Source organism: Thalassobius sp. Cn5-15 (assembly GCF_022347685.1).
Taxonomy (GTDB): Bacteria; Pseudomonadota; Alphaproteobacteria; order Rhodobacterales; family Rhodobacteraceae; genus Thalassobius.
In genome coordinates, this window is record NZ_JAKRGF010000004.1 from 121,476 (window position 1) to 143,699 (window position 22,224).

21 protein-coding genes are annotated in these 22,224 nt (G+C 58.5%); 11 read left to right on the forward strand and 10 right to left on the reverse strand.

The window, feature by feature from the left end:
* The first annotated feature begins 74 nt into the window (after window positions 1-74).
* The 4 genes from MHM86_RS10620 (at window position 75) to MHM86_RS10635 (ending at window position 5,556) form a co-directional block, all read left to right on the forward strand.
* Window positions 75-1,331 (forward strand): glycosyltransferase family 1 protein, encoded by a 1,257-nt coding sequence (locus MHM86_RS10620; RefSeq protein ID WP_239199005.1) that lies wholly within the window; start codon window positions 75-77, stop codon window positions 1,329-1,331.
* Window positions 1,332-1,400: 69 nt separating this feature from the next.
* Window positions 1,401-2,411: a glycosyltransferase family 2 protein gene (locus tag MHM86_RS10625; protein ID WP_239199008.1), complete on the forward strand. Its 1,011-nt coding sequence runs from the start codon at window positions 1,401-1,403 to the stop codon at window positions 2,409-2,411.
* 13 nt (window positions 2,412-2,424) lie between these two features.
* Complete coding sequence (locus tag MHM86_RS10630; protein WP_239199011.1) at window positions 2,425-4,125, forward strand: beta-1,6-N-acetylglucosaminyltransferase; 1,701 nt, start codon at window positions 2,425-2,427, stop codon at window positions 4,123-4,125.
* A gap of 6 nt (window positions 4,126-4,131) precedes the next feature.
* On the forward strand, window positions 4,132-5,556 hold the full coding sequence (locus MHM86_RS10635) for a nodulation protein NodH (protein WP_239199014.1): 1,425 nt from the start codon (window positions 4,132-4,134) through the stop codon (window positions 5,554-5,556).
* A 41-nt stretch (window positions 5,557-5,597) separates the two neighbouring features.
* Here the strand turns inward: MHM86_RS10635 and MHM86_RS10640 are convergent, their stop codons facing one another.
* From MHM86_RS10640 to MHM86_RS10675, 8 genes are all read right to left on the reverse strand, one after another.
* Entirely contained in the window at window positions 5,598-6,065 is a 468-nt protein-coding gene (locus MHM86_RS10640; protein ID WP_239199017.1) for a PTS sugar transporter subunit IIA, read from the reverse strand.
* 44 nt (window positions 6,066-6,109) lie between these two features.
* The gene (gene hpf, locus MHM86_RS10645) at window positions 6,110-6,676 is read right to left on the reverse strand and encodes a ribosome hibernation-promoting factor, HPF/YfiA family (protein ID WP_239199020.1); all 567 of its coding nucleotides are present in this window, start codon (window positions 6,674-6,676) and stop codon (window positions 6,110-6,112) included.
* A 322-nt stretch (window positions 6,677-6,998) separates the two neighbouring features.
* Window positions 6,999-7,757 (reverse strand): LPS export ABC transporter ATP-binding protein, encoded by a 759-nt coding sequence (gene lptB, locus MHM86_RS10650; protein WP_239199023.1) that lies wholly within the window; start codon window positions 7,755-7,757, stop codon window positions 6,999-7,001.
* A gap of 4 nt (window positions 7,758-7,761) precedes the next feature.
* Window positions 7,762-8,295: a lipopolysaccharide transport periplasmic protein LptA gene (lptA, locus tag MHM86_RS10655; RefSeq protein ID WP_239199027.1), complete on the reverse strand. Its 534-nt coding sequence runs from the start codon at window positions 8,293-8,295 to the stop codon at window positions 7,762-7,764.
* Between the two features lie 28 nt (window positions 8,296-8,323).
* Complete coding sequence (gene lptC / locus MHM86_RS10660) at window positions 8,324-8,923, reverse strand: LPS export ABC transporter periplasmic protein LptC (protein ID WP_239199030.1); 600 nt, start codon at window positions 8,921-8,923, stop codon at window positions 8,324-8,326.
* A gap of 18 nt (window positions 8,924-8,941) precedes the next feature.
* Window positions 8,942-9,568: a ribonuclease D gene (locus MHM86_RS10665; RefSeq protein ID WP_239199033.1), complete on the reverse strand. Its 627-nt coding sequence runs from the start codon at window positions 9,566-9,568 to the stop codon at window positions 8,942-8,944.
* Window positions 9,569-10,221: 653 nt separating this feature from the next.
* Window positions 10,222-10,833 carry a response regulator transcription factor gene (locus MHM86_RS10670; RefSeq protein WP_239199036.1) on the reverse strand — a complete coding sequence of 204 codons (612 nt, stop codon included), beginning with the start codon at window positions 10,831-10,833 and terminating at the stop codon, window positions 10,222-10,224.
* A 193-nt stretch (window positions 10,834-11,026) separates the two neighbouring features.
* The gene (locus MHM86_RS10675) at window positions 11,027-11,806 is read right to left on the reverse strand and encodes an IclR family transcriptional regulator (RefSeq protein ID WP_239199039.1); all 780 of its coding nucleotides are present in this window, start codon (window positions 11,804-11,806) and stop codon (window positions 11,027-11,029) included.
* Between the two features lie 131 nt (window positions 11,807-11,937).
* On the opposite strand from MHM86_RS10675, the gene MHM86_RS10680 reads away from it, so the two are divergent.
* Window positions 11,938-14,085, forward strand: coding sequence for a malate synthase G (locus tag MHM86_RS10680; protein WP_239199042.1), 2,148 nt, complete (start codon window positions 11,938-11,940; stop codon window positions 14,083-14,085).
* A 33-nt stretch (window positions 14,086-14,118) separates the two neighbouring features.
* Window positions 14,119-14,541, forward strand: coding sequence for a heme-binding protein (locus tag MHM86_RS10685; protein ID WP_239199045.1), 423 nt, complete (start codon window positions 14,119-14,121; stop codon window positions 14,539-14,541).
* A 160-nt stretch (window positions 14,542-14,701) separates the two neighbouring features.
* Here the strand turns inward: MHM86_RS10685 and MHM86_RS10690 are convergent, their stop codons facing one another.
* Window positions 14,702-15,253: a carboxymuconolactone decarboxylase family protein gene (locus tag MHM86_RS10690; protein ID WP_239199048.1), complete on the reverse strand. Its 552-nt coding sequence runs from the start codon at window positions 15,251-15,253 to the stop codon at window positions 14,702-14,704.
* Between the two features lie 266 nt (window positions 15,254-15,519).
* Between MHM86_RS10690 and MHM86_RS10695 the strand changes: the two genes are divergently transcribed.
* Window positions 15,520-15,975, forward strand: coding sequence for a hypothetical protein (locus MHM86_RS10695; RefSeq protein WP_239199051.1), 456 nt, complete (start codon window positions 15,520-15,522; stop codon window positions 15,973-15,975).
* Window positions 15,976-15,988: 13 nt separating this feature from the next.
* On the opposite strand, the gene MHM86_RS10700 is transcribed toward MHM86_RS10695, so the two are convergent.
* Entirely contained in the window at window positions 15,989-16,504 is a 516-nt protein-coding gene (locus tag MHM86_RS10700) for a hypothetical protein (protein WP_239199054.1), read from the reverse strand.
* Between the two features lie 207 nt (window positions 16,505-16,711).
* Between MHM86_RS10700 and MHM86_RS10705 the strand changes: the two genes are divergently transcribed.
* The 4 genes from MHM86_RS10705 (at window position 16,712) to MHM86_RS10720 (ending at window position 21,992) form a co-directional block, all read left to right on the forward strand.
* Window positions 16,712-17,407 carry a hypothetical protein gene (locus tag MHM86_RS10705; RefSeq protein ID WP_239199057.1) on the forward strand — a complete coding sequence of 232 codons (696 nt, stop codon included), beginning with the start codon at window positions 16,712-16,714 and terminating at the stop codon, window positions 17,405-17,407.
* 110 nt (window positions 17,408-17,517) lie between these two features.
* On the forward strand, window positions 17,518-18,906 hold the full coding sequence (locus MHM86_RS10710) for an O-antigen ligase (RefSeq protein ID WP_239199060.1): 1,389 nt from the start codon (window positions 17,518-17,520) through the stop codon (window positions 18,904-18,906).
* Window positions 18,903-19,727 carry a metallophosphoesterase gene (locus tag MHM86_RS10715; protein WP_239199063.1) on the forward strand — a complete coding sequence of 275 codons (825 nt, stop codon included), beginning with the start codon at window positions 18,903-18,905 and terminating at the stop codon, window positions 19,725-19,727. Before MHM86_RS10710 ends, MHM86_RS10715 begins: the two co-directional genes overlap by 4 nt.
* A gap of 12 nt (window positions 19,728-19,739) precedes the next feature.
* Window positions 19,740-21,992 (forward strand): GNVR domain-containing protein, encoded by a 2,253-nt coding sequence (locus MHM86_RS10720; protein WP_239199066.1) that lies wholly within the window; start codon window positions 19,740-19,742, stop codon window positions 21,990-21,992.
* Window positions 21,993-22,224: the final 232 nt, after the last annotated feature.

Here is a 22,224-nt window from a genome sequence, read left to right on the forward strand (position 1 = left end):
CAAATGATGAACATGGCCCGGCATTGTCCGGGCCTTTTTCGTGGTATTTCAACCGCCCGGTGCTAAGGATGTGTATGCCTGAACAAACCCGTCATACATCAGCCTATGTGCTGGATATCACCCGCAGCCTGCGGCGGGTGGGGCGGTTGCCGACGGGTGTGGATCGGGTGGAGCATGCCTATATCCGCTGGATGTTGGCGCAGCCGCAGCCGGTCTTCGCTTTGGCGCGCACGCGTTTGGGCTATGTGTTGTTGGGCCGTGCAGGGCTGCAGGGGATCTGGGATCGGATCGATGGGCGTGTGCCCTGGGGGCGTGCGCGCCCTTTGTCCCTGTTCGGGCGTAGTGATCCGGCAAGGCGACGTGGTGAAAGCGATCTGCGGCGATTGGCGATTGCCCGCAGTGTTCCGCGGCGGTTGCTTAGGATGCTGGCCGCGCATCTGCCGCAGGGGACGACCTATCTGAATCTTGGTCATTCCAATCTGACCCCGCGGGTGTTGGGGGCCCTGCGAGATCAGAACGCGCGGGTGGTGGTGATGCTGCATGATTTGATCCCACTTAGCCATCCTGACACGCAGCGGCCACAGCTGCGGGCGCAGTTTGCCGCGATGGTGGATCGGGTCCAGCAGGGTGCCGATCTGATCCTGTGCAATTCTGCCGCAACAGAGGCGGAGGTGACCGCGCACATGGCTGCCCATGGTGCCGCTCTCGGCACGGTGCCACAAACGTTGGTCGCGCCCCTTGGCCTTGATCTGGCGGCGCAAACTGCGACGCAGCCAGTCACTATGCCTGCGGGTTTCGACCCGAGCCTGCCCTTTGTGATGACCCTTGGGACCATTGAGCCGCGCAAAAACCATGCGATTCTGCTGGATGTCTGGGATCAGCTTTTGGCCGACAAGGTGTCGCTGCAGCTGGTGATTTGCGGCCAGCGTGGTTGGTTGAATGAGGCGGTATTTCAGCGATTGGACCAGTGGAAGGCGCGCGGCACGGGGGTGTTTGAAATCGCGGGCCTCAGCGACGGGCAGCTGGCAGAGTTGATGGGGCGGGCGGAGGCGCTGGTCTTTCCCTCCCTCGCTGAAGGTTATGGTCTGCCTGTCCTAGAGGCACGGGCGCGGGGATGTCCGGTGATTTGCAGTGATTTAGCTGTATTTCGCGAACACCTTGGAAACAATGCCGTTTACCTGCCTGCGAATGATGCCTATTCTTGGATAATAACGATGACCGAACTGGCACAGGCAGCACAGGCTTCCCCGCATCAGGCGCGCGCTGAACTGGCACGATTTGTGCCACCCAGATGGCAGCAGCATTTTGATCTGGTGGCGCAGTATCTGTAGGCCACGTCCAAAGTTCGGTCGCAGGTGCACAGTTTGGGTCGTGTATGATCCGCGTTGGGGGAGAGGCCATTGGGTGTCTGGACGGCATATCGGTTGAGGGTGAAGCGGCAGCGCTATTTGGGGCGTGCCATCCGCAAACGGCATGAGCTGTCTTCGGTGGTGAACCGTACCAAGGCGATCAAGCCAGGTGATATCCTGTTGTTCTGCACCCAGCGCAACGAGGCGATTCGCTTGCCGTATTTCCTGCAATATTACCGCGATATGGGGGTCAATCATTTCATCTTTGTCGACAACGACAGTGATGATGGGTCGATTTCCTATCTTCAGGATCAGCCGGACGTGTCGCTGTGGCATACCCGCGCCAGCTACAAGCGGTCGCGTTTTGGGGTAGATTGGTTGAACTGGCTGCAATGCAAATACGGCCATGGCCACTGGACGCTGGTGGTCGATCCAGACGAATTCCTCGTCTACCCGTTCTGTGACACCCGCCCGCTCAGGGCGCTGACGGATTGGCTGGACGCTTCCTCAATCCGGTCGTTTAGCGCGATGATTTTGGATATGTACCCCAAAGGCCGCATTGATCAGCAGCCTTATAGTGCCGGTCAGAATCCGCTGGAGATTGCCAATTGGTTTGACAGCGGCAACTACGCGCTGGAACGCAACTGGAAATTTGGCAACTTGTGGATACAAGGCGGACCGCGCCAGCGCGTTTTTTTTCCCGACGCGCCAGAACAGGCGCCTGCGTTGAACAAGATCCCGTTGGTTAAGTGGGATCGGCGCTATGTTTATATGAGTTCAACCCACATGTTGCTGCCACGCGGTCTGAACGCGGTCTATGACGAATGGGGCGGCGAAAAAGCCAGCGGCGCACTACTGCACACCAAGTTTCTGGACACCTTCAACGACAAGGCCAAAGAAGAGCTGGAGCGCAAACAACATTACTCTGGCTCGGTCGAATACAAAGCTTATGCCGCCACGCTGGATGAAAACCCGGATCTGTGGTGCAAGTGGTCAGAGAAATACATCAACTGGCGCCAGCTAGAGATTTTGGGCCTGATGTCCAAAGGCAACTGGGCGTGAGAGGGGCCAAGCGATGAGCAGTGTTGGGGTTCTCATGCTGGTGCACACCGCGCTGGGCCGCGCCGAACAGGTGGCGCGGCACTGGTCTGCGGCGGGCTGTCCGGTGGTGATCCATGTGGATGGCAACGTGGGCCAAGGCACTTACCGGCGTTTCGTCGATGCGCTGTCGGATCTGCCGGACGTGAAGTTCAGCCCGCGCCATCGCTGCGAATGGGGCACTTGGGGATTGGTTGCCGCAACGCAAAGCGCCAGTGAGATGATGCTGGATCACTATGGTGAGGTGCGCCATGTCTATCTGGCTTCCGGGTCTTGTCTGCCGCTACGTCCGGTTGAAGAACTGATCGATTATCTTGCCGATCGCCCGATGACTGATTTCATTGAAAGTGCGACCACCGCAGATGTGCCCTGGACCGTTGGCGGTCTGGATGAGGAACGGTTCAACTTCTCCTTTCCGTTCAGCTGGAAACGGCAGCGGTATCTGTTTGATCGTTGGGTGAACTTGCAACGGTTGGCAGGGCGCAAACGGGCGATGCCCAATGGCATTATCCCGCATATGGGCAGTCAGTGGTGGTGCCTGACGCGATCCACCCTGTCGGCGATCCTGGCCGACCCAGATCGTGAACTTTATGACAGCTTCTTCAAACGGGTCTGGATCCCCGATGAAAGCTATTTTCAGTCACTCGCCCGCCTGCATGGCAGCCAGATCGAAAGCCGCTCGTTAACCCTGTCGAAGTTCGATTTTCAAGGCAAACCACATATATTCTACGACGATCACCTGCAGCTGTTGCGTCGATCTGACTGTTTTGTCGCGCGCAAGATCTGGCCGCATGCGGATCGCCTGTATGACAGTTTCCTTGGTGATCCCACCAATATGGTGACGGGTGCTGAACCCAACCCGGGCAAGATTGACCGGATTTTTGCCAAGGCGGTAGACCGCCGGACCCGTGGGCGTCCGGGCCTCTATATGCAGTCGCGCTTCCCTCATGATGGTTGGGAAAACGGTGTGACCTCTTCACGCTATTCGGTGTTTCAGGGGTTTGGCGATCTGTTTGAGGGTTTCGACCAATGGTTGACACGGGCGGTGGATGTTCGGATGCACGGTCACCTGTTTGGCCAAGAGCGGGTGGAATATGCCGACGGGCAGACGGTGATGAACGGTGCGCTCAGTGACAGTGCGGCGGTGCGGGATTACAACCCGCAGGCCTTTCTCACCAATCTGATTTGGAATTCCCGCGGCGAGCGGCAGTGTTTCCATTTCAGCCCGCGCGACGCGCAGGACATCGGCTGGATCTTTGCCAAGGATCCGAATGCGCAGGTCTCGGTCATTTCGGGCGCATGGGCGGTGCCATTGTTCCTGTCTAATCGCAGCTTTTCCGACCTGCGCCGCGAGGCCGCCGCGCTGCAGAAGATCGAGGCGGAACATCTGAAAATCCTGCGGTCACCCTATGCCACCGCACGGATCCGTATCTGGACTATGGCTGAATTTATTGAGGCGCCATTAGAGCCGCTGCAAACCATTATCGATGAGATCGGCACCCGCCCCGGTCCCCGTCTGGCCGATGCGCCCAAGATGGTGGACCTGACGGGCTTCGGTCAGTTTTTGCAAAACCTCAAAAATCAGGGGATGCACCCCTATCTGATGGGGGATTTTGCCGTAGAGCGGGGGCTGAATGGCAACAAACGTCCCAAACGCAAACCATATTTGGCACGATAGGTAGTGATGAGCGACAGGTTTGATTATTTTGTTGTGTTTGCGGAAATGCGCACCGGCTCCAATTTTTTGGAGGCGAACCTGAACGCCTTCCCGTCGCTGACTTGTCATGGTGAGGCGTTCAATCCCCATTTCATCGGTTACCCGAACAAGACCGAGATTTTGGGCGTCACGCAGGATATGCGCGATGATGATCCGCAGCGTCTGCTGGACACGATCCGCCAACACAGCGATGGGATGGGCGGCTTTCGATATTTCCACGATCATGATCCACGCATTCTGGACGCAATGCTTGACGATCCGCGCTGCGCCAAGATTGTGCTGACCCGCAACCCAGTCGAAAGCTACGTCAGTTGGAAAATCGCGCAGGCCACCGGCCAGTGGAAACTGACCAATGAGACCAAGCGCCGTGACAGCAAGGCTGTGTTTGATAAGGCTGAATTTGAAACCCATCTGGCCGATTTGCAGGCGTTTCAGGTCATGCTCTTAAACCGGTTGCAGGCGGCGGGGCAGACGGCATTTTATGTCGCCTATGAGGATCTGCAGGATCTGGATGTGACCAACGGTCTGGCCCGCTGGCTGGGGCAGGAGGATCAGCTGGAAGAGCTGGACGGTAAGCTGAAGAAGCAGAACCCCGCCCCGCTATCCCAGAAGGTGGAGAATTACCCGGAGATGGAGGCCGCGCTGTCCCATCTGGATCAGTTCAACCTGACCCGCACCCCGAATTTTGAACCGCGCCGTGGTGCTGTGGTTCCGTCCTACGTGGCAGCCAAGGACGCGTCGCTGTTGTTCATGCCGCTGCGCAATGGCTGTGACGATGCGGTCCGGCGCTGGATGGCGGCGCTGGATGATGTGGGCGCGGGGCAGTTGCAGGACGGTTTTTCGCAGAAAACGCTGCGGATGTGGAAGAAGGACCATGCAGGTTTCCGCAGCTTCTCGGTGCTGCGGCATCCGGTGGCGCGGGTGCATGATGCGTTTTGTTCGCGCATTCTGGCCACTGGCCGCGGCACCTACCCCAAGATCCGCAAGACGCTGAACCGCCGCTTTGATTTGGGCCTGCCTGATGAGGTGGACGCACAATATGATGCGCAGGCGCACCGCGCAGCCTTCCTTGGGTTCCTTGACTTCCTCAAGATGAATATGGCGGGCCAGACCGCGATCCGTGTGGATGCCACATGGTGTAGTCAAAGTCAGACTTTGCAGGGATTTGCCGATATCGCCCAGCCGGACATGATCCTGCGCGAAGATGAATTGGCGGATATGCTGCCGGTTCTGGCGGCGGCTGCCGGCCGCCTGGAGGCGCCAGAGTATGCCCGTCCGCCAGAGATGTCCCCAATCGGGTTAGAAGCGATTTATAACGCCGATCTGGAGGCACGCGTGGCCGCGATTTATCAAAAGGATTACGTCAGCTTCGGCTTCACTAGCTGGGCCTGATCGCAACTGCTGAACAACTCTATGTGGGTCTATGGGAGGCTTCAGGCCGCCTGTTGGCCGCCTTGTTCTGCGGTCAGGATAGTATGTAGCGTTGCCGGATCGGCATTGGCCCGCAATTTGGTGCACAGCGCCGCCTCGCGCAGCGAACGCGACACCAACGCCAGCGCTTTCAGGTGTTCAACACCCGCATCTTCGGGGGCGAAGAGGGCAAAGATCACGTCAACCGGCTGACGGTCTACCGCTTCGAAATCGATCGGCTTTTCCAGCAGCACGAATACACCGACCACGCGGTCGATGTCGGCGATGCGTGCGTGGGGCAGGGCCACACCGTGGCCCACGCCCGTTGGTCCCAGGGTTTCGCGCTCCAAGAGCGCTTCAACCGCAGCTTCGGGATTGATACCGTAGGCTGACGCGGCCAGATCACCCAGATCATGCAACAGTCGTTTCTTACTGGAGGTCGCGCCAATAACCTTGACGGCCTCCGCTTTCAGGATGGTCGAAAGTTCCATGTGTGTCTTCAGCGCTCCGCTGGACGGGGGGGCCCGACCTGTGATTACTGAGGATCAATCCAGCCTATATTGCCGTCTTCGCGACGATAGACCACGTTCACCCCATCTTTACCCTCATTCCGGAAAACAAGAACCGGTGCTCCGGCCAATTCCATCTGCATGACCGCTTCACCGACGGACAAGGATGGGATCTTGGTTTCCATCTCTGCGACGATGATCGGCTGCAGATCCGCAGGTTCCGAGTCAGTTTCGTCGGCCTCAGATGCGAGGATATAGGACGAAGCTCCGAATTGTTCAACAGGTTCCGAGCGCACGCTGTGGTGGTCTTTCAGTCGACGCTTGTAGCGGCGTAGCTGTTTTTCCATCTTGTCACAGCATTTTTCAAAGGCAGCGTAGATTTCATGGTCGTGGGCTTTGGCCTGCGCTGTCAGGCCGGTGGACAGATGCACGGTTGCTTCGCAAACGTATTCGTTTGCCGACTTGGAGAAGATGACATTGGCGTCCGTAGGACGTTCTGCATATTTCTGTACAGCGGCCCCCAGGCCATCCTGCACGTGGGTTTGCAGCGCGTTGCCGATATCAATCTGTTTTCCAGTGATTTGATAGCGCATCAGGTCTCCTTTTCGTGACACTCCACCAATAAAAACACAGCCAGTCCCGTCAGACGGGATCGGTGCGGTTAAATGGGGAGGTGGGATTGTAAAATGGCCGAAACTCGCACGTCGGATCGACGCAGGGTCAAGTGCAAGGATGTGGCCTGCGTGCGGACGGGTCTTGTTGCCAAGACCGACCGTTTCAAAGCTGCACATGCAAGAGTCGCCATACCCCAATCGAACCCCTTTGTTGCGCCGGTGTCAATCAATCTGTGCAAGTTTTTTGAACTGACTTGCACAGCCAGCAAGCGACTGTAAGATGGGTTCGCTGATCAGAGGATTAGGAAATTTTGAAGTTGTCGCCCAGATAGACGCGGCGCACGTTTTCGTTTTCCACCACTTCCTCCGGCGTGCCGGACATCAGTACCTTACCGTCATGCAGAATGTAGGCGCGGTCTACGATTTCCAGTGTTTCGCGGACATTGTGATCTGTGATCAACACGCCGATCCCGCGTTTTTTCAGATCCGCCACCAGATGGCGGATATCGCCGACGCTGATCGGGTCCACACCGGCGAAGGGTTCATCCAGCAGCAGGTATTTCGGGTTTGCCGCCAGACAGCGGGCAATCTCTACCCGTCGGCGTTCACCGCCTGATAGCGCCAGCGCAGGCGCGCGGCGCAGGTGTTCGATTGAAAATTCTGACAGTAGTTCTTCCAGCCGTTCACGGCGCTTGTGGCGGCTTTTCTCCGCGATATCGAGGATCGAGGCGATGTTGTCCTCAACGCTCAGTCCACGGAAAATCGACATCTCCTGCGGTAGGTAACCAATGCCCAGTTTGGCGCGGCGATACATCGGCAGGCCGGTGACATCGCGCCCGTCGATCTTCACATGGCCACCTTCCGGGTAGACCAGACCGGCGATGGAATAAAACGTTGTGGATTTGCCGCAGCCGTTCGGACCCAGCAGGGCGACAACCTCACCCCGGTTCAACGACATGGAAAAATCGCGGATCACCACGCGGGTTTTGTAACTTTTGCGCAGGTTCTCAACGCTCAGCCCCTGACTGCCTTCGGTCAGGGTTAGGTCCGGGGTCGCCATGTCGTCAGTTCCCTGTCTGCAGGGTGGTGCGCACACGGCCGCCTGCGGTTGCAGTGCCGGTGGTCAGATTGATGGTCACCTTTTCGCCGGTGATCACATTGTCGCCTTGGGCCAGCAGAACCTTACCGGTCAGCACCACAAGGCCTGTGTCGATGTTATAGTCGGCAGCCTGCGCCTCTGCCGCGTCTGGACCGCTGGCCAGCGTTACGCCGCCTGTGGCCTTCAGGGAGGCGATTTTCTGGCTGTCCTCTTTGTAGACTACCCGCACATTGGCAGCGGACAGCATCATGTCGCCCTGTTCGATGACGACATTGCCACTGAAAATCGCGGTGCCATCTGCCTGATTGACCGATAGGCTGTCAGCAGCCACCGATACTGGCGTGTCCGCCGAGGGGCGGGTGCTGCCAAAGGCCAGTTCCTGACCTGCGCCCTGGGCCACGGCTTGCGCACCCCATGGCACCATAGCGGCCAGCGTCATTGCCGTTGCGGTCAGCAGCGAAAGGGTCTTGGATCGGGGCAATATGGTACGGATCATCATCGTCTTGGTCCTATTGGGGGCCAAAGGTTCAGGGCTGATATATCAGCTTTACGCCATTTGTGAAAAGCAAATGGACATCACCGGTTTGTGTGTCCTGCGATAACTCCATCCGGCCTGCGTCCAGCGTTCCGGCGGGGCCTTGGGCGGTGACTGGACCGGGCGTATGGGCTGAAACGGCGGCCATGTCGCTGGTCAGTGCATCGGTTTCGATGTGATAGCCAGTGGAGCTGTAGATCATCACGTCGCCAGCCATTTGCGCCACCTGATCGCGGGTGTTCAGCGTGCCAGAGTGAGCGGAGAAGGTGACGCGCGTGCCGCTGGTCAGGTTAATCTGTGCCCGCAATGCCTTGGCCTGCGCCATGTGTGGGATCACCGGATCAGGCTGGGCGGTATCCGCGGCAAAGGTGATCAGATCGCCAGATGTGCTGGCACCGGCAAAGCGCGGGTTTGACACGACTTCGGCACTGGCACGTTCCTGTAGATCGTTCAGTGCAAAAGGCAGATCGCCTGACGGGCCGCGCCTGTCGGAAAGCAGAAACAGCGTTGACAATAGTCCCAGCGCCGCCAGCGGTAGCAGGATCTTCGCCAAGACGACAAAGCGGGAATAAAGTCCGTTATGTGTTGCCATCCGCCAACGCCCTTTGGGTTAGTGCGAAAAGATATCGACGTCAGACCAGCCGGCCAGATCCAGCTGGGCGCGGGTGGGTAGGAAATCAAAACAGGACTGCGCCAAGGCGCTGCGGCCCTCACGCTCCAGCATACGGTCCAGTTCGGCCTTTAGGCGGTGCAGGTACAAAACGTCAGAGGCAGCATAATCCAACTGCGCTTTGGTCAGCTCCGATGCGCCCCAGTCGCTGCTTTGCTGCTGTTTGGAGATGTCTTGTTGTAGCAGCTCCTGCAGCAAGTTTTTCAGCCCATGACGGTCGGTGTAGGTACGAACCAGTTTGCTGGCGATCTTGGTGCAGTAAACTGGTGCGGCCAGCGTGTTAAAGGCGTTGTACATTGCCGCAATGTCAAACCGGCCGTAGTGAAACAGTTTCACCACATCAGGGTTTTCCAAAAGCGCGCAGAGATTCGGCGCAGCTGCCTTGCCCTTCCCGATCTGATCCTGACTGATCTGCACGATATGCGCATGCCCGTCGCCGCCCGACAGTTGCACCACGCACAGTCGATCGCGATGCGGGTTAAGCCCCATGGTTTCGCAGTCGATGGCCACCATCGGGCCAAGGTCCAGCCCATCGGGCAGGTCATTGTGGTAAAGGTGGTTGGTCATGCGGGTCTTTCGGGCCATAGAATCAGCGGTGCCGTCATCAGGATATGTGCGCTATACCCTTGCGGTTCTAGGGCCCTCAGCCCGATTTGCCAAGTTTGCCCCCCACATCTGCCTGCGGGGAATCGCCTAAAAGTATGAGAATACGGCCCAGATCGAACGGTCTAGACCAAATTGACGAGAATTAGGCCTTTTCTGCGTTGATCCACGCTTCTGTTAAGGGTTTGGAAATACTTTGAAATTACAAGGTGTCTGTAACTTTCGGAAAATGCGCCACTTACCAAAGTATGTATGCACATACCAATACCCAGATACCCAAGTTGGGCGGTCTTCGGGTAAAAACAATACCAAGGTACTGGTGATGAGTTCCAAAGTTGTAAGTAACCTGTATCTAGTTCTGTAACGAGTAATCAGGAGCGCGAGAGTTAGAAAACACACTAGGCAGTCAACCGTTGTTTTCGATGTCCCCCCCCTCGCTCGCGCTCCTTTTAAACAGTTTGTTTTCTCTCCTGATCAAGTCCAAACCCCGGTCCACATGACCGGGGTTTCTTGTTGCGGCGCGCGCATGCTGGGAGCGTTTATCCGTATCTACAAACCATAGAAAAAGCCCCGAACGCGCGTTCGGGGCCGCTCAGAAGCTAAAAAATTTCAAAGCCTTACAGCAGCCCGTGATCACGTGCCAGCAGTGCCGCCTGTGTGCGGTTTTGCACGTTTAGCTTCTTGTTGATCAGGGTCACGAACTGTTTCACTGTGGTTTCGCGGATGCCCAGCTCATAGGCGATGCTTTTGTTCGTCTTGCCTGTGGCAATTTCGCGTAGGATCTCTGTCTCTCGCCGTGAGAGCTGTTCGAAGAACGGGTTCTGCCCCCCCTCCGCGCCTTCGGCAAATTCATCGGGCATATGTTTGCCGCCCATCGCCAGATATTTCAGCGTCTGGACGAAGTAGTTGGCCGATACCGATTTGGCGATCACGCCAACAGCACCCAGGCGGAAGGCTTCGCGCGCCTCAGTTGCGGGGATCTGGCCGGACATCAGCGCCACATGTTTTACATTCTCTGCCTCTAACACCTGTTTCAGGCCCAAGAGGCCGTTCATGCCGGGCATCTGGTAATCCAGTACGACAAGGTCGTAGTCATGGCCGCTGTTCAGCAGCTGCATCGCCGCAGGCAGCGTAGCGGCCTTGTCGACCGCAACAGTGTCATCCTGACACAGATAGGTTGCGATCATCTCGATAAGTAGCAGATGATCATCAGCAAGAAGGATACGCATGATCTGTCAAACCTGCCTTTCCGGCTACCATAGAACTTAATAAAACTGCGTTTAGTATAGTCTGGCACGACCTTTGCAGGAAGCGGCGCGAGTCAGGTCATTGGGCGAATGCGGCCCGAAAAAGGTGGGGCGTGTCCCGTCAAACGGGTGGCTGTGCCCCATAAAGATGGGTGATTTTTTGTGATCTGCCGAGTCACTCGGGCGGACGGCCACCCAGTACCGTGGTCAGTTCTGTCGCCAATCGCTTCACCGTTTCGCCTGTTTCCGCCACCTTCTGCGGGGTCATCCGCGCGGCAAGGCCAGAAACGGAGATGGCGCAGGCCGGATCGCCTGCAGGCCCCCAGACCACGGCGGCGACACAGCGCAGGCCGATCACAAACTCTTCATCATCCAGTGCATAGCCACGGCTGCGAATGCGCTTAATCTCATCATGCACCGCCGCTGGATCGGTCAGCGATCGTTTGGTCATTGCCCGCAGCCCGTGGCGGTCGATCACGCGGTTGATGGCGTCATCTTCCCATGTCGCGATGATCGCCTTGCCCATGCCGGAACAGATTACCGGCACCCGCCCGCCGGGGGGGGATATTGTGCGCTTTACCTCGCGGCTTTCCACCTGGCTGAGGGTGATCACCTCCCCATCCTCAATCACGCCGAGGTTGGCGGTTTCCCGCGTCGCATCGCGTAGACGGCGCAGGAAGGGCAGGGCGGGAGCAACGAAACTGCGCTGTTTGGTGTAGGCGGATCCCACAGCAAAGGCGCGCTGCCCGACATGCCAGCGATTGGAGGCGGCATCGGAATAGACAAAACCGCTGTGCTCCAGCGTGGTCAACAACCGGTGCACGGTCGACGGTGCAAGTCCTGTGGTTCGCGCCAGGTCGGTCAGGCGTGCGCCACCCGGCACCTTTGACACCTGCGTCAGCAGATCCAGCGCCCGCTGCACGGACTGCACGCCGTTGGTCTGTCGGTCTGTCACTGGCTTTCTCCCTTTGAGCTAGCGCATCCTCAAGCGCTATTTTTCCACGATGTGGAAAAAATTTCCGATAGGCAAGACGACTCGGCCCTCGGGGGGTAGGAAAGGCGTAAAGATCATGAGGAGTGATAGAGATGACCACTTATGTGGCCCGCGCTGGGTTGGATGTGGCTGCTGAATTGGCAGACCTGATGGAAAACGAAGTCTTCCCGGGACTAGGTCTTGAGGCGGATGTGGTTTGGTCCGGCTACGCTGCGATGCTGGCCGACATGGTTCCTGAAAACCGCCGCTTGTTGGCTGTGCGTGCTGAAATGCAGTCGAAAATCGATGCTTATCTGCTGGAGCGTAAGGGCCAACCGTGGGAGGCGGCCGAGTATGAAGCGTTTCTGCGTGACATTGGCTACCTTCTGGACGAAGGCGAAGCGTTCGAAATCGATACCGGCAATGTAGATCCTGAAATTGCCACCATCGCTGGCCCGCAGCTGGTTGTTCCGGTGATGAACGCTCGTTTCGCGCTGAACGCCGCGAACGCGCGGTGGGGTTCGCTCTATGATGCGCTTTACGGCACTGATGCGCTGCCCGGCGTGCCCGAAGGCAAAGGCTACGACCCCAAGCGCGGTGCACAGGCTGTTGCGTGGTCGGCAGACTTCCTCGACAAATCGGTGCCGCTGGCCAAAGGCAGCCATGCCGATGTCACCGCCTACCGTCGTGACGGCGCTGCACTGGTGGCAGAGGTCGCTGGTGAAACCGTTGGTTTCGCCGATGCCGGCGCATTTGTTGGCTACAGCGAAGAGGGTGACAAAGCGTCCTACGTTCTGGTCAACAACGGCATGCACATTGAGCTGCTGATCGATCCCGGCCATCCGGTTGGCGCAGCGCATGCAGCTGGCCTGCGAGACGTGGTACTGGAAAGCGCGCTGACCGCGATTCAGGATTGCGAAGACTCGGTCGCTGCAGTGGACGCCGAAGACAAGGTCACGATCTACAGAAACTGGCTGGGCCTGATGAAAGGCGATCTGTCAGAGACTTTCACCAAAGGCGGTCAGGAAATGACCCGAAGCCTGAACGGTGATAAGATTCTGGTTGGCCCCGAAGGTGGCGAGGTTGTCTTGCCCGGCCGCGCGGTTCTGCTGGTCCGTAACGTTGGTCACCTGATGACCACCGATGCTGTCAAACTGAACGGCGAAGAAACCCCCGAAGGCATGTTGGACGCGCTGTGCACGGTTGCCTGCGCCATGCACGACCTGCAGAAAACCGAAGGTCCGCGCAATTCACGCGCTGGCTCGGTTTATATCGTGAAGCCCAAGATGCACGGCCCCGAAGAGGTGGCCTTTGCCAACACCATGTATGGCCGTGTTGAGGAAATTTTGGGTCTGGCGGCCAACACTGTCAAGCTGGGCGTCATGGATGAAGAACGCCGCACTTCGGCCAACCTGCGCGAATGTATCCGTCAGGTGAAAGAGCGTCTGGTGTTCATCAACACAGGCTTCCTTGATCGGACCGGCGATGAAATCCATACCTCGATGCATGCAGGTGCCTTCATCCCGAAGGATGAGATGAAAACCGCACTGTGGCTGATCACCTATGAAAACGGCAATGTAGATGCAGGTCTGGCGACGGGCATGCAGGGTCAGGGCCAGATTGGCAAAGGCATGTGGGCGAAGCCTGACATGATGGACGAAATGCTGGGTGCCAAAATCGGTCACCCGAAATCCGGCGCCAACACCGCTTGGGTTCCGTCGCCGACCGCGGCAACGCTGCACGCCACACATTATCATCAGGTTGATGTTTTCGCGGTACAGGACGATATGAAATCGCGTGAGGCTGCCAGCCTGACCGATCTGCTGACTCCGCCGCTTCTGGCGGGTCGCAATCTGACCGACGAAGAAGTGCGCCGTGATCTGGACAACAACTGTCAGGGTATCCTTGGCTACGTTGTGCGTTGGGTTGATCAGGGTGTTGGCTGTTCCAAAGTGCCGGACATCAACGATGTGGGCCTGATGGAAGATCGCGCGACCTTGCGTATCTCGTCTCAGTATCTGGCCAACTGGCTGCTGCACGGTCTGGTGACCGAAGAGCAAGTGATGGATAGCCTGAAGCGCATGGCGCTGGAAGTGGATCGCCAGAATGTTGGTGACACGGCCTACAGGCCGATGGCACCGGGCTATGACGGTGTGGCCTTTGCCGCCGCTTGTGATCTGATCTTCAAGGGTGTGGAGCAACCCTCGGGTTACACCGAGCCAGTCTTGCATGCCCGCCGCCGCGAAGCCAAAGCGCAATAAGCGGCAAAACGAAGTGGTAAGGACATACAGACAATGATGACTGTACAACGACTGGACATCTCGGACGCCCGTATCTTGATTGCGGGCGCACGGGCCAAGGCCGAAGAGATCGGCGTGCCTATGTGCATCGCCATCACCGATGACGGCGGTAACCTGATCGCCTTTGAACGCATGGACGGTGGCAAGGTGACCTCGACCCATATTGCGATCGATAAATCCTACACCGCCTCGGGTGCCAAAAAAGCGACCCACGAATATGGCGAGGTTAGCCAGCCGGGCAAACCGGCCTATGGAATTGCCTCGGCTATCGGTGGCCGTCTGATGGTGGTGGGCGGTGGCTTGCCGGTGATTGTAGATGGCGCTGTTGTTGGCGGCATCGGCATCTCTTCAGGTACACCAGGCCAGGATCAGGAAGTCGCACAGGCCGGTATCGACGCCTTTCTGGCGCAGCTTTGATCTGACGTTTCGTGATTGAGAAATAGAAAACGGCGCTCCATTGTGAGCGCCGTTTTGTTTGAGGTTAAGTGTGCTTTGCCCTCTTGGCCGTACGGCCAGCGCTACGTGCGTTTGGGGCTAATTGTTTTCCCCCAGAGCATTTGAGCAATGCTGAAAGCATTTAGGGGTCGAAAGGCGTTTCGGTTAGCGCGGCGGCGATGTCATCATCCAGCGGCGTGTCAAAGCTGTTCAGGATATAGCCTAGCGTCGAGTAGAAGCCGACGGTTGCAATGACGTCGAACATACCTTCGGTGCCGACCAGATCCACCAGTGCCGATTGGGTGTGGGGCGACAGGCGTTTTTCATAAAACAACTCATCCACCGCGCGGGCGATTGTGGCGTCATCTTTGCGCATGCCTTCCAGTGGGCCGCGGACCTTGTTGATGCGGGAATCGCTCATGCCGATGGCGCGAGAGCGGTGAACGTGCTGCGCCCATTCGTAAGACGATCCCAACCGGTGGCCAGTGCGCAGAATCGCAACCTCTGACAGCTCTGCGCCCAGTGCGTTGTCTTTCACCACATGTTGGCGCAGCGGTGCCCAGGCCTTCAGAAGGTCCGGGTTGTGGGCCATGGTGCGGTAGATGTTCAGCTGTGTGGCAAATCCGCCTTGAAGATCGGCGATCTGATCCGGCCAATCGTCATCGTGACGGGGTGGATAGGGGCGAGCTGTCATGGGGATGTCCTGTATTGGTCCGGCACGGGGTGATTAGCCGCCGACATGCGCGGCGTATGGGCGAGTGTCAAGGTAGCTGTCTTGCGAATGTGATTCTGCAGCGGGCGCTGGCGGCGTAGGTTCATCCTGCTGAAGTGGCGTTAAGATTGCGTTAACCATTTCATTTTATGGTCCTGCTCTGTGTGCGCCCTGAGGGGTGTAGAGGGGTATGTGTGCAATCGGTTCTTGCCGTGTGTGCTGCATTTCAAATTGAACAGGGACAGACTATGAAACGATTTTTAGGGCATAGCTTTGCCGTTGCTGCGATGGTGCTGGGAACTTCGGTTGTGGCGCAGGAGGCTGCGCCGATTGATTTTGGTGCCTTGCTGGACAGCTGTAATGAAGCGCCGGCAGAATGTCAGGCCGCGTTGAGTGCGCAGATCGCCGCGATTGAGGCACTGCCTGTCGCCGCTGCGGTGAAGACGGAATATCTGCAGACCATCGCAACGGTTGCCGCAAGTGCAGCTGGGACCAATAGAACCCTTGGGCGGCAAATGGCTGACGTTGTCGCGAAAACGGCTGTTGCAGTGGAGAAGGTGGCGAAAACTGCTCCATCGTCCGGCACAGTGGCCACGCCTGTTGAAGCAACGCAATCAGTGGTCGCGGCATTGGAAAATATTTCCAGCCAGCTGGAAGCAGGCGATGCGGTCGATCTGTCAGCTATTGGTGGCAGTCCCAGTTAAGCCAGCGCAGGCGTCAGGCGCATTGTGGAATGCCCATACGGATCAGCTCTGCCCCGCCGATTGTGATCAGATCGTCTGAATGGCGGGCGGTGCTCATGAACCACTGGCGCAGCGGTGAGGGATAGTGGGTGGCCATCTGACGGGACCAGCGATCGAAGTCGTGTGGCAGCATCCGCAGGCCCTTGGTGGCCAGCTGGGGGCCATGAAACCCGAATCTTGCGCGCGGCGAAACACAGGTGGTGCTGAGGCCAAGGTAGAGTGTGCAGGCAGAGTTGCAGTATCCGCGCCGGATCGCCACGTGCTGCCCGCTTTGGCGTAGGGAAGCGATCTGATCGATCCGCGCCTGCAGGCTGCCGCCGGCGTCATTTCGGATCTCCAGCACAGGGCTCTCTAGCACAGGGGTCGGGGTTGCAAGGATGGGCTGGGGAGTCAGCACGCCAAATGCCAGCAGGCAGAGGGGCAATAGCCATCCCAAACAGTGCAGGCCAAAGCTGCGCCGTTCGGGGTCCAGGGTCGGATCCCGTGTCATCGTTACACTCACTGATAGGGACGGCACGCCGCCCGAAAAGGCGTTCTGCCATCAGGTTAAGAGGCCGCGCACAGTCTGCAACGGCGCATCGGTCTGGTGTTGGCAGCCTTTGGTAGGGCGGTGCCGCACGTTGGGGGTGGGGCAGTGTCTTGTACGGACAGGATCGCGTCTGAATGAGGCGGGATTAGGTGGGAAAAGAGGGGTCGGATGTGGCGAAAGACTAAAACTCTATCCGTTTGGCGGTGGGGGCTTGTTGGTGGCTTTGTGTTGGCTGCGGCCGTAGCGCTGCGCCTTTTTGTTGATGAAGCAAAGGGACTGCAGGGCACAGTCTTTGATGTTCCGTCGACGCTGTTGCAAGCACGCAAGCAAGCGATAGACATCCCGCGCCCGCGTGGTTGGAAACAACAACAGCAGCTCTTGGTGCGTTGTGAGGATTTGCTGTCTTCTGTCTATTTGCAACTGGCGACGCCTGCGGTGCGTCGGAACGTTACCGTTCCCTGTCTGTCTTTTGCTGACGATGTGTTGCGCGGTGCCCCGACAGTTGCGATTGCGCATCTGATCCGCGCCGAGGTTTATGCGCTGCGCAACGCAGAGGAACAGGCGCGCGCTGCCTATCACACCGCGCAGCGTTTTGCCCCAGAGGAAGGCTGGCTTGCCGCGCGTCGGCTGCGTTTTGCCCTGCCGTTGTGGGGGGGGCTGGCTCGCGCGCCAGATGAGCAAGAGGCGTTGGTCAAGGATCAGCGATTGGTTCTGGCAACTGACAGATATCGCCCGCTGTTAGCACAACTTTACGACCAGAACCCGCAGGCGCGTGATTGGATGATTATTCATCTTGAGGCTGCTCCTGCGCGACAGAAGGCGCAGTTTTTGAATGATATCCGGCAGCGTAGCAGAGGGCTGTGAGGATGGATTTCACCACGACACAGCCCCGCAAAATCAGGTCGAATACGCCGCCTGCGCCTGCCGTTTCTATTGGGACAGGGACAGGGATAGGCACAGGGGCAGCCGCAGAAATGCCGATCGTTTATGACGTCATCCCATTGAAACGCTGGGACGGGCGTGCACGCGCGGCAGTGATCAGCCGATTGAACGGGCGTCTCGCGCCGATACTGGCGATTTTCCTTACGTTGATTGCGGTGCCTTTTGGCGCCAACAACAGCCTCAGTTGGCTGGTCGCGGCGCTGTTTCTAACGTTGCTCTGTGCGGTCTATATGGGGGCTGTGGCCCACTATGATCCGTTGCGCCCGTCAGCGCTGCGCCAGTATAGGCTTTCACTAGCGCTGGGCGCACTGGTTATCCTGAGCGCGATGGCGCAGTTGTTGCCGCATGACCTTTTGCGGCTACCGGACGTGGCTGCGGGCGCGCCGCCGCGTCTTGGGACGATGACGCGACCGGCGACGGAATTGGCTGTGTTGCGGCTGATATCCTACGCGGCGCTGTTCATTTTGGTGGTGGAGTGTTGTCACAATCGACGACGCGCGGTGCAGATGCTGCGCTGGATTTACGCGGGAGTTGTTCTGCATGCGATCTGGGCGCTGATTTCCCTCTCTGTGTTGCAGGACCAACTCTTGTTCACCGAGAAGGTGGCCTATCACGGTATGGCTACGGGCACCTTCATCAACCGCAACTCTTTTGCCACCTATCTGGCTATGGGGGCCACGGTTGGGACCGGTTTGATGTGGGTGGCCCTGCTGCGCCCAACCCAGCGGTCGGCGCGGCGCAGGCGGATGCCCACGTCGGTGGCGTTGCAACTGGGGGGGCTGGTGGTGGTTTTGGCGACTTTGGCGGCGACAGGATCGCGCATGGGGGCGTTGGTCGGCTGTTTAGGCGTTGGCAGCGTCAGTGCCTTGATGCTGTATCAGCATAGGGTTGCGCTGTGGCGTATCGGTCTGGGGACGCTGGCAGGTCTGTTGGTGCTGATTGCGGGTGCGGTGTTGAGCGGGCAGTCGGTGACAGTGGAACGGCTGTTCTTTGCCCTTGCAGAAGGCGAGGCGCGGCCAGAGCTGTTCCGTCAGACATGGCAGATGATCGCCGCGAACCCGTGGTGGGGCTATGGGGTGGACAGCTATCCGCTGGCGTTTGAGCTCTACCGCAGTGAAGGGTTGCGCCCGGACCTGACTTGGCAGGCACCGCACAACACCTATCTGACGCTGTGGGTCGAATACGGAGTTGGGTTTGGCTCTGTGACGCTTCTGTTGGTCGCAACTCTTCTTTATTGGGTGGTTCAGGGTCTAAATGGGGCAGAGCGCGACATCTTGCCGGCAGCGATTGCAACGGCGGTTATTGTATTAACAGCGGTGCATGCCCTGGTCGATTTCAGTCTGGAGATTGCGGCAAACACCTATCTTTTTGTCGCGCTGGTGGCGCTGGGCCTGCCGTCTGGCGCACGGGGGGACGCATGAACTGGTTTCGCCGTCGCGCCGCAAACGTCCCCGCCGTGCGCCACGCTGCGGTTGCGCCGCATATCCTGCGTTTGGCGACTCCACCAGCTGCGGTTTATGCGGTTGGGGATGTGCATGGCCAACTTGCCCTCTATGAGGCGCTGGAGGCGCAGATCGTGGCCGATGGCGCGGCGATAGCCGGGGTAAAGCTGATCGTGATGCTGGGCGATCTGATTGACCGTGGCCCCGACAGCGCCGGTGTGGTGGCGCGGATGCTGGCACCGGCGCCTCAAGGTTTTCAACGGCTGGTATTGTCGGGCAATCACGAATGGATGTTCCTGCAGTTTCTGCGTGATCCGGCCCGCCATTTGGAATGGCTGACCTGCGGTGGGTTAGAAACGCTGCGCTCCTACGGGATCGCCATTGTGCCGGACGAAGATCCGGCGGCAGACATTGCCCTGTTGAAACATCGGTTGGCGTTATCGGTGCCACAGGCGCACCGACAGTTTCTGGCGACGCTGGCCTTCGGGTTGGAAATGGGACGCTACCGTTTTGCCCACGCGGGCTATGATACAGGTCGTACTGCCGCTGCGCAGGATCCGCAGACACTGCTGTGGGGGCCGCGGCCTGTTGGGGCGGAACAGGCTCTAACGCTGGTGCACGGCCATGTTCCGGTACCAGAGGTGCAACAGACTTCCCAAACAATTGCGCTGGATCTGGGCAGCTATCGTACCGGCCGTCTCGCGGCGCTGCGCATTCTATCGGATGACGCCAACGCCTCGCCTTCCGTCTCCTCCCATAAGGTGTTGCTGGTCGACAGTGCACCGCCCCATTTCACTTAAGGTATTTAGAAAATGACCCAACCCCGCGAAGACATGGTTGATATCCGCGAAACATTGGCGATCCTACGGCGTCAGGGGCGTTTGATCCTGATGACTGTTCTGCTCTTGCTGACACTGGCCTTTGTCTATGTGGTGCGGGCCACGCCGCTTTACACTGCGACGGCGCTGGTGCGGATTGATCCGCAGGAAACCAACTTGTTGGACCCAGAGGTAGCAGCGCGCAGCAATGCGGCTGTTGAAACCTCGCGCCTTGATACAGAGGTGGAGATTTTGCGTTCATCGCGGTTAGGGCTACAGACCATCGCAGAGCGGCAGTTGCACAAAACGGAGGAGTTTGGGCCGACTGTCAGCCTGCTGGACAAGGCGCGGTTGGCCGTCGGGTTAGAGTTGCGGCGCATGCCGTCGCCCACGCAACTGACCAACCAGACGTTGGAGCGTTTCTTTGACGTGCTTACCGTGCGGCGCAAGGGGCTGACCTATCTGGTCGCGGTTTCTGTCACCAGCGCAGATCCCGATATGGCAGCTGATCTGGCTAATACGCATGCCCGCATCTACATCAGTGATCAGGTCGCCGCGCGGGTGGAGGCGGCGGCAATGGCCAGTGAGGTGCTGCGCAATGAGGTCACCAAGGCTGAGCGGCGGCTGTCGGTCAGCAATGCAGCACTGCGCGTCTATGTTTCGGACAATCTGGATCGGCTGACCGTTGAAGCCAATTCCGAAACCCTCAACGTCCTGAGTGCGAATTTCAAAACCAGCGTTGATCGGTTGGCTCAGGCTGAGGATCTGCTGTTGCAGGCGGACGGTGCATTTGGTCGGCGCAACTGGGAACAGCTGGCAGCGCAGATCGGGGATCAGAGCCTGCAGTCGTTGGAAGAGGAACGTCAGGCCCTGCGCACCCGGCTGCAGGGCAGCACGCTGGACCATCAAAAGGCATTAGACCTGGAGTCAGAGATTGCGCGGCTGGAGGCCGATCTGGAAGCGCGCGCCGCCGCCTCTGTCGCCGGATTGCAGGGGGAGGTGCGGCAGGTCCGTCAGGATCAGGACGGTGTACTGGACCGCATCCAGAAAGAGCTGACGCAGGCGGGCCTTAGCGCGCAGACGCTGACAGAGGTTTACGCACTCAATCAGGACGCACTGATTTCGCAGCGCCAGTATGATCAAATGATCAATCGCCTGCGCGATTTTGAGGCTCAGGCAGTGGTGCAGGTCGCAGACAGTCAACTGGTTGCAGAGGCGTTGCGGCCTAACAGCCCATCCTATCCGAAACCGGAATTGGTGATCGGTGTGGCGCTGTTGCTGGGTTTGGGTCTGGGCGTCGCCTTGGCGTTGGTGAAAGAGTTCTACTTTGGCGGCGTGACCTCTGCAAATCAGCTCGCCAACGTGATCGGTGCCAAGGTTGGCGCGGTGGTGCCACGGGTCAACGGTGGGACTGAGGGTCGCACGCTGGCCGATAAGGTTGTCGTCGAACAGATGAGTCAGTTCGCCGAGGCGTTTCGCAAATTGCGCGCAGGCCTTGATCAGGGATTGGGTCGCCGCAAGGATAAAGTCGCAGATGTGTCGGCAACGCGGGGGGCCGTCATACTGGTGACATCGGCCATTCCGGCAGAGGGCAAATCAACCTCTGCGCTGTCGCTGGCGCGTACCTACGCCTTGGCGGGCAAGCGGACGTTGTTGATCGATGCAGACCTGCGCAAACCCAGCATCCATAGTTTCGTTAAAGAAGAGCCAGAGATGGGGCTGCTGGAATATTTGCAATCCTATGATCTGGCGCAGGATCTGCCCCCAAACCCACCCCAAGAACCGGTCGGTGGAACACCGAAAAGCCTATCTGCAGCGGCACCGGGCGATCCGTCTGAAGGTCGTCCTCAGACCGCCACGCCTGCGGCGGATGCGCAGTTCTATGTGCTGGATCCACTGAGCAAGCTGGGCATTATCCTGGGGGGACGTCGCGCCAATGTGCCCACCGACGCGCCGCTGCAATCGGTGGCTTTCCGAAATCTGGTCGAAAATGCACGCGGGGCTTTTGACATCGTGGTGATCGACACCGCGCCGTTGCTGCCGGTGGTTGACACGCAATATATCGCCCCGATGGTAGATGCTGCGGTGGTCTGTGTGCGGTTTGCTGAATCTACTCAGGCCGAGCTGCGCACAACGATGGCGCATCTGCGCGATGCCTTGCCCGAAGGTGCGGTGGTGATGGGGGTTCTGAGTTGTTTTGAAGGCGGGCAACAGGGCGGGCGTTACGATGGGTACTATGGCGGTTAACGTCACATCGCTTTCGATGATATAGGCACAATCACTGATCTGATTGTACTCAGTCTGGAAATCCCGCCGGGAATGACGGTACAGATGCCGATCATACGGCTGAGCACGAACATCGACATGATGCCAAGCCCCGACCGGGCAAGCATGGCGAAGATAACGAGTGCGTTGAGGGCAAATCCTATTTTGAGGTTGCCTTATGTGCAGCTGTTGGGCGCCGGACCTCACCGCTCTG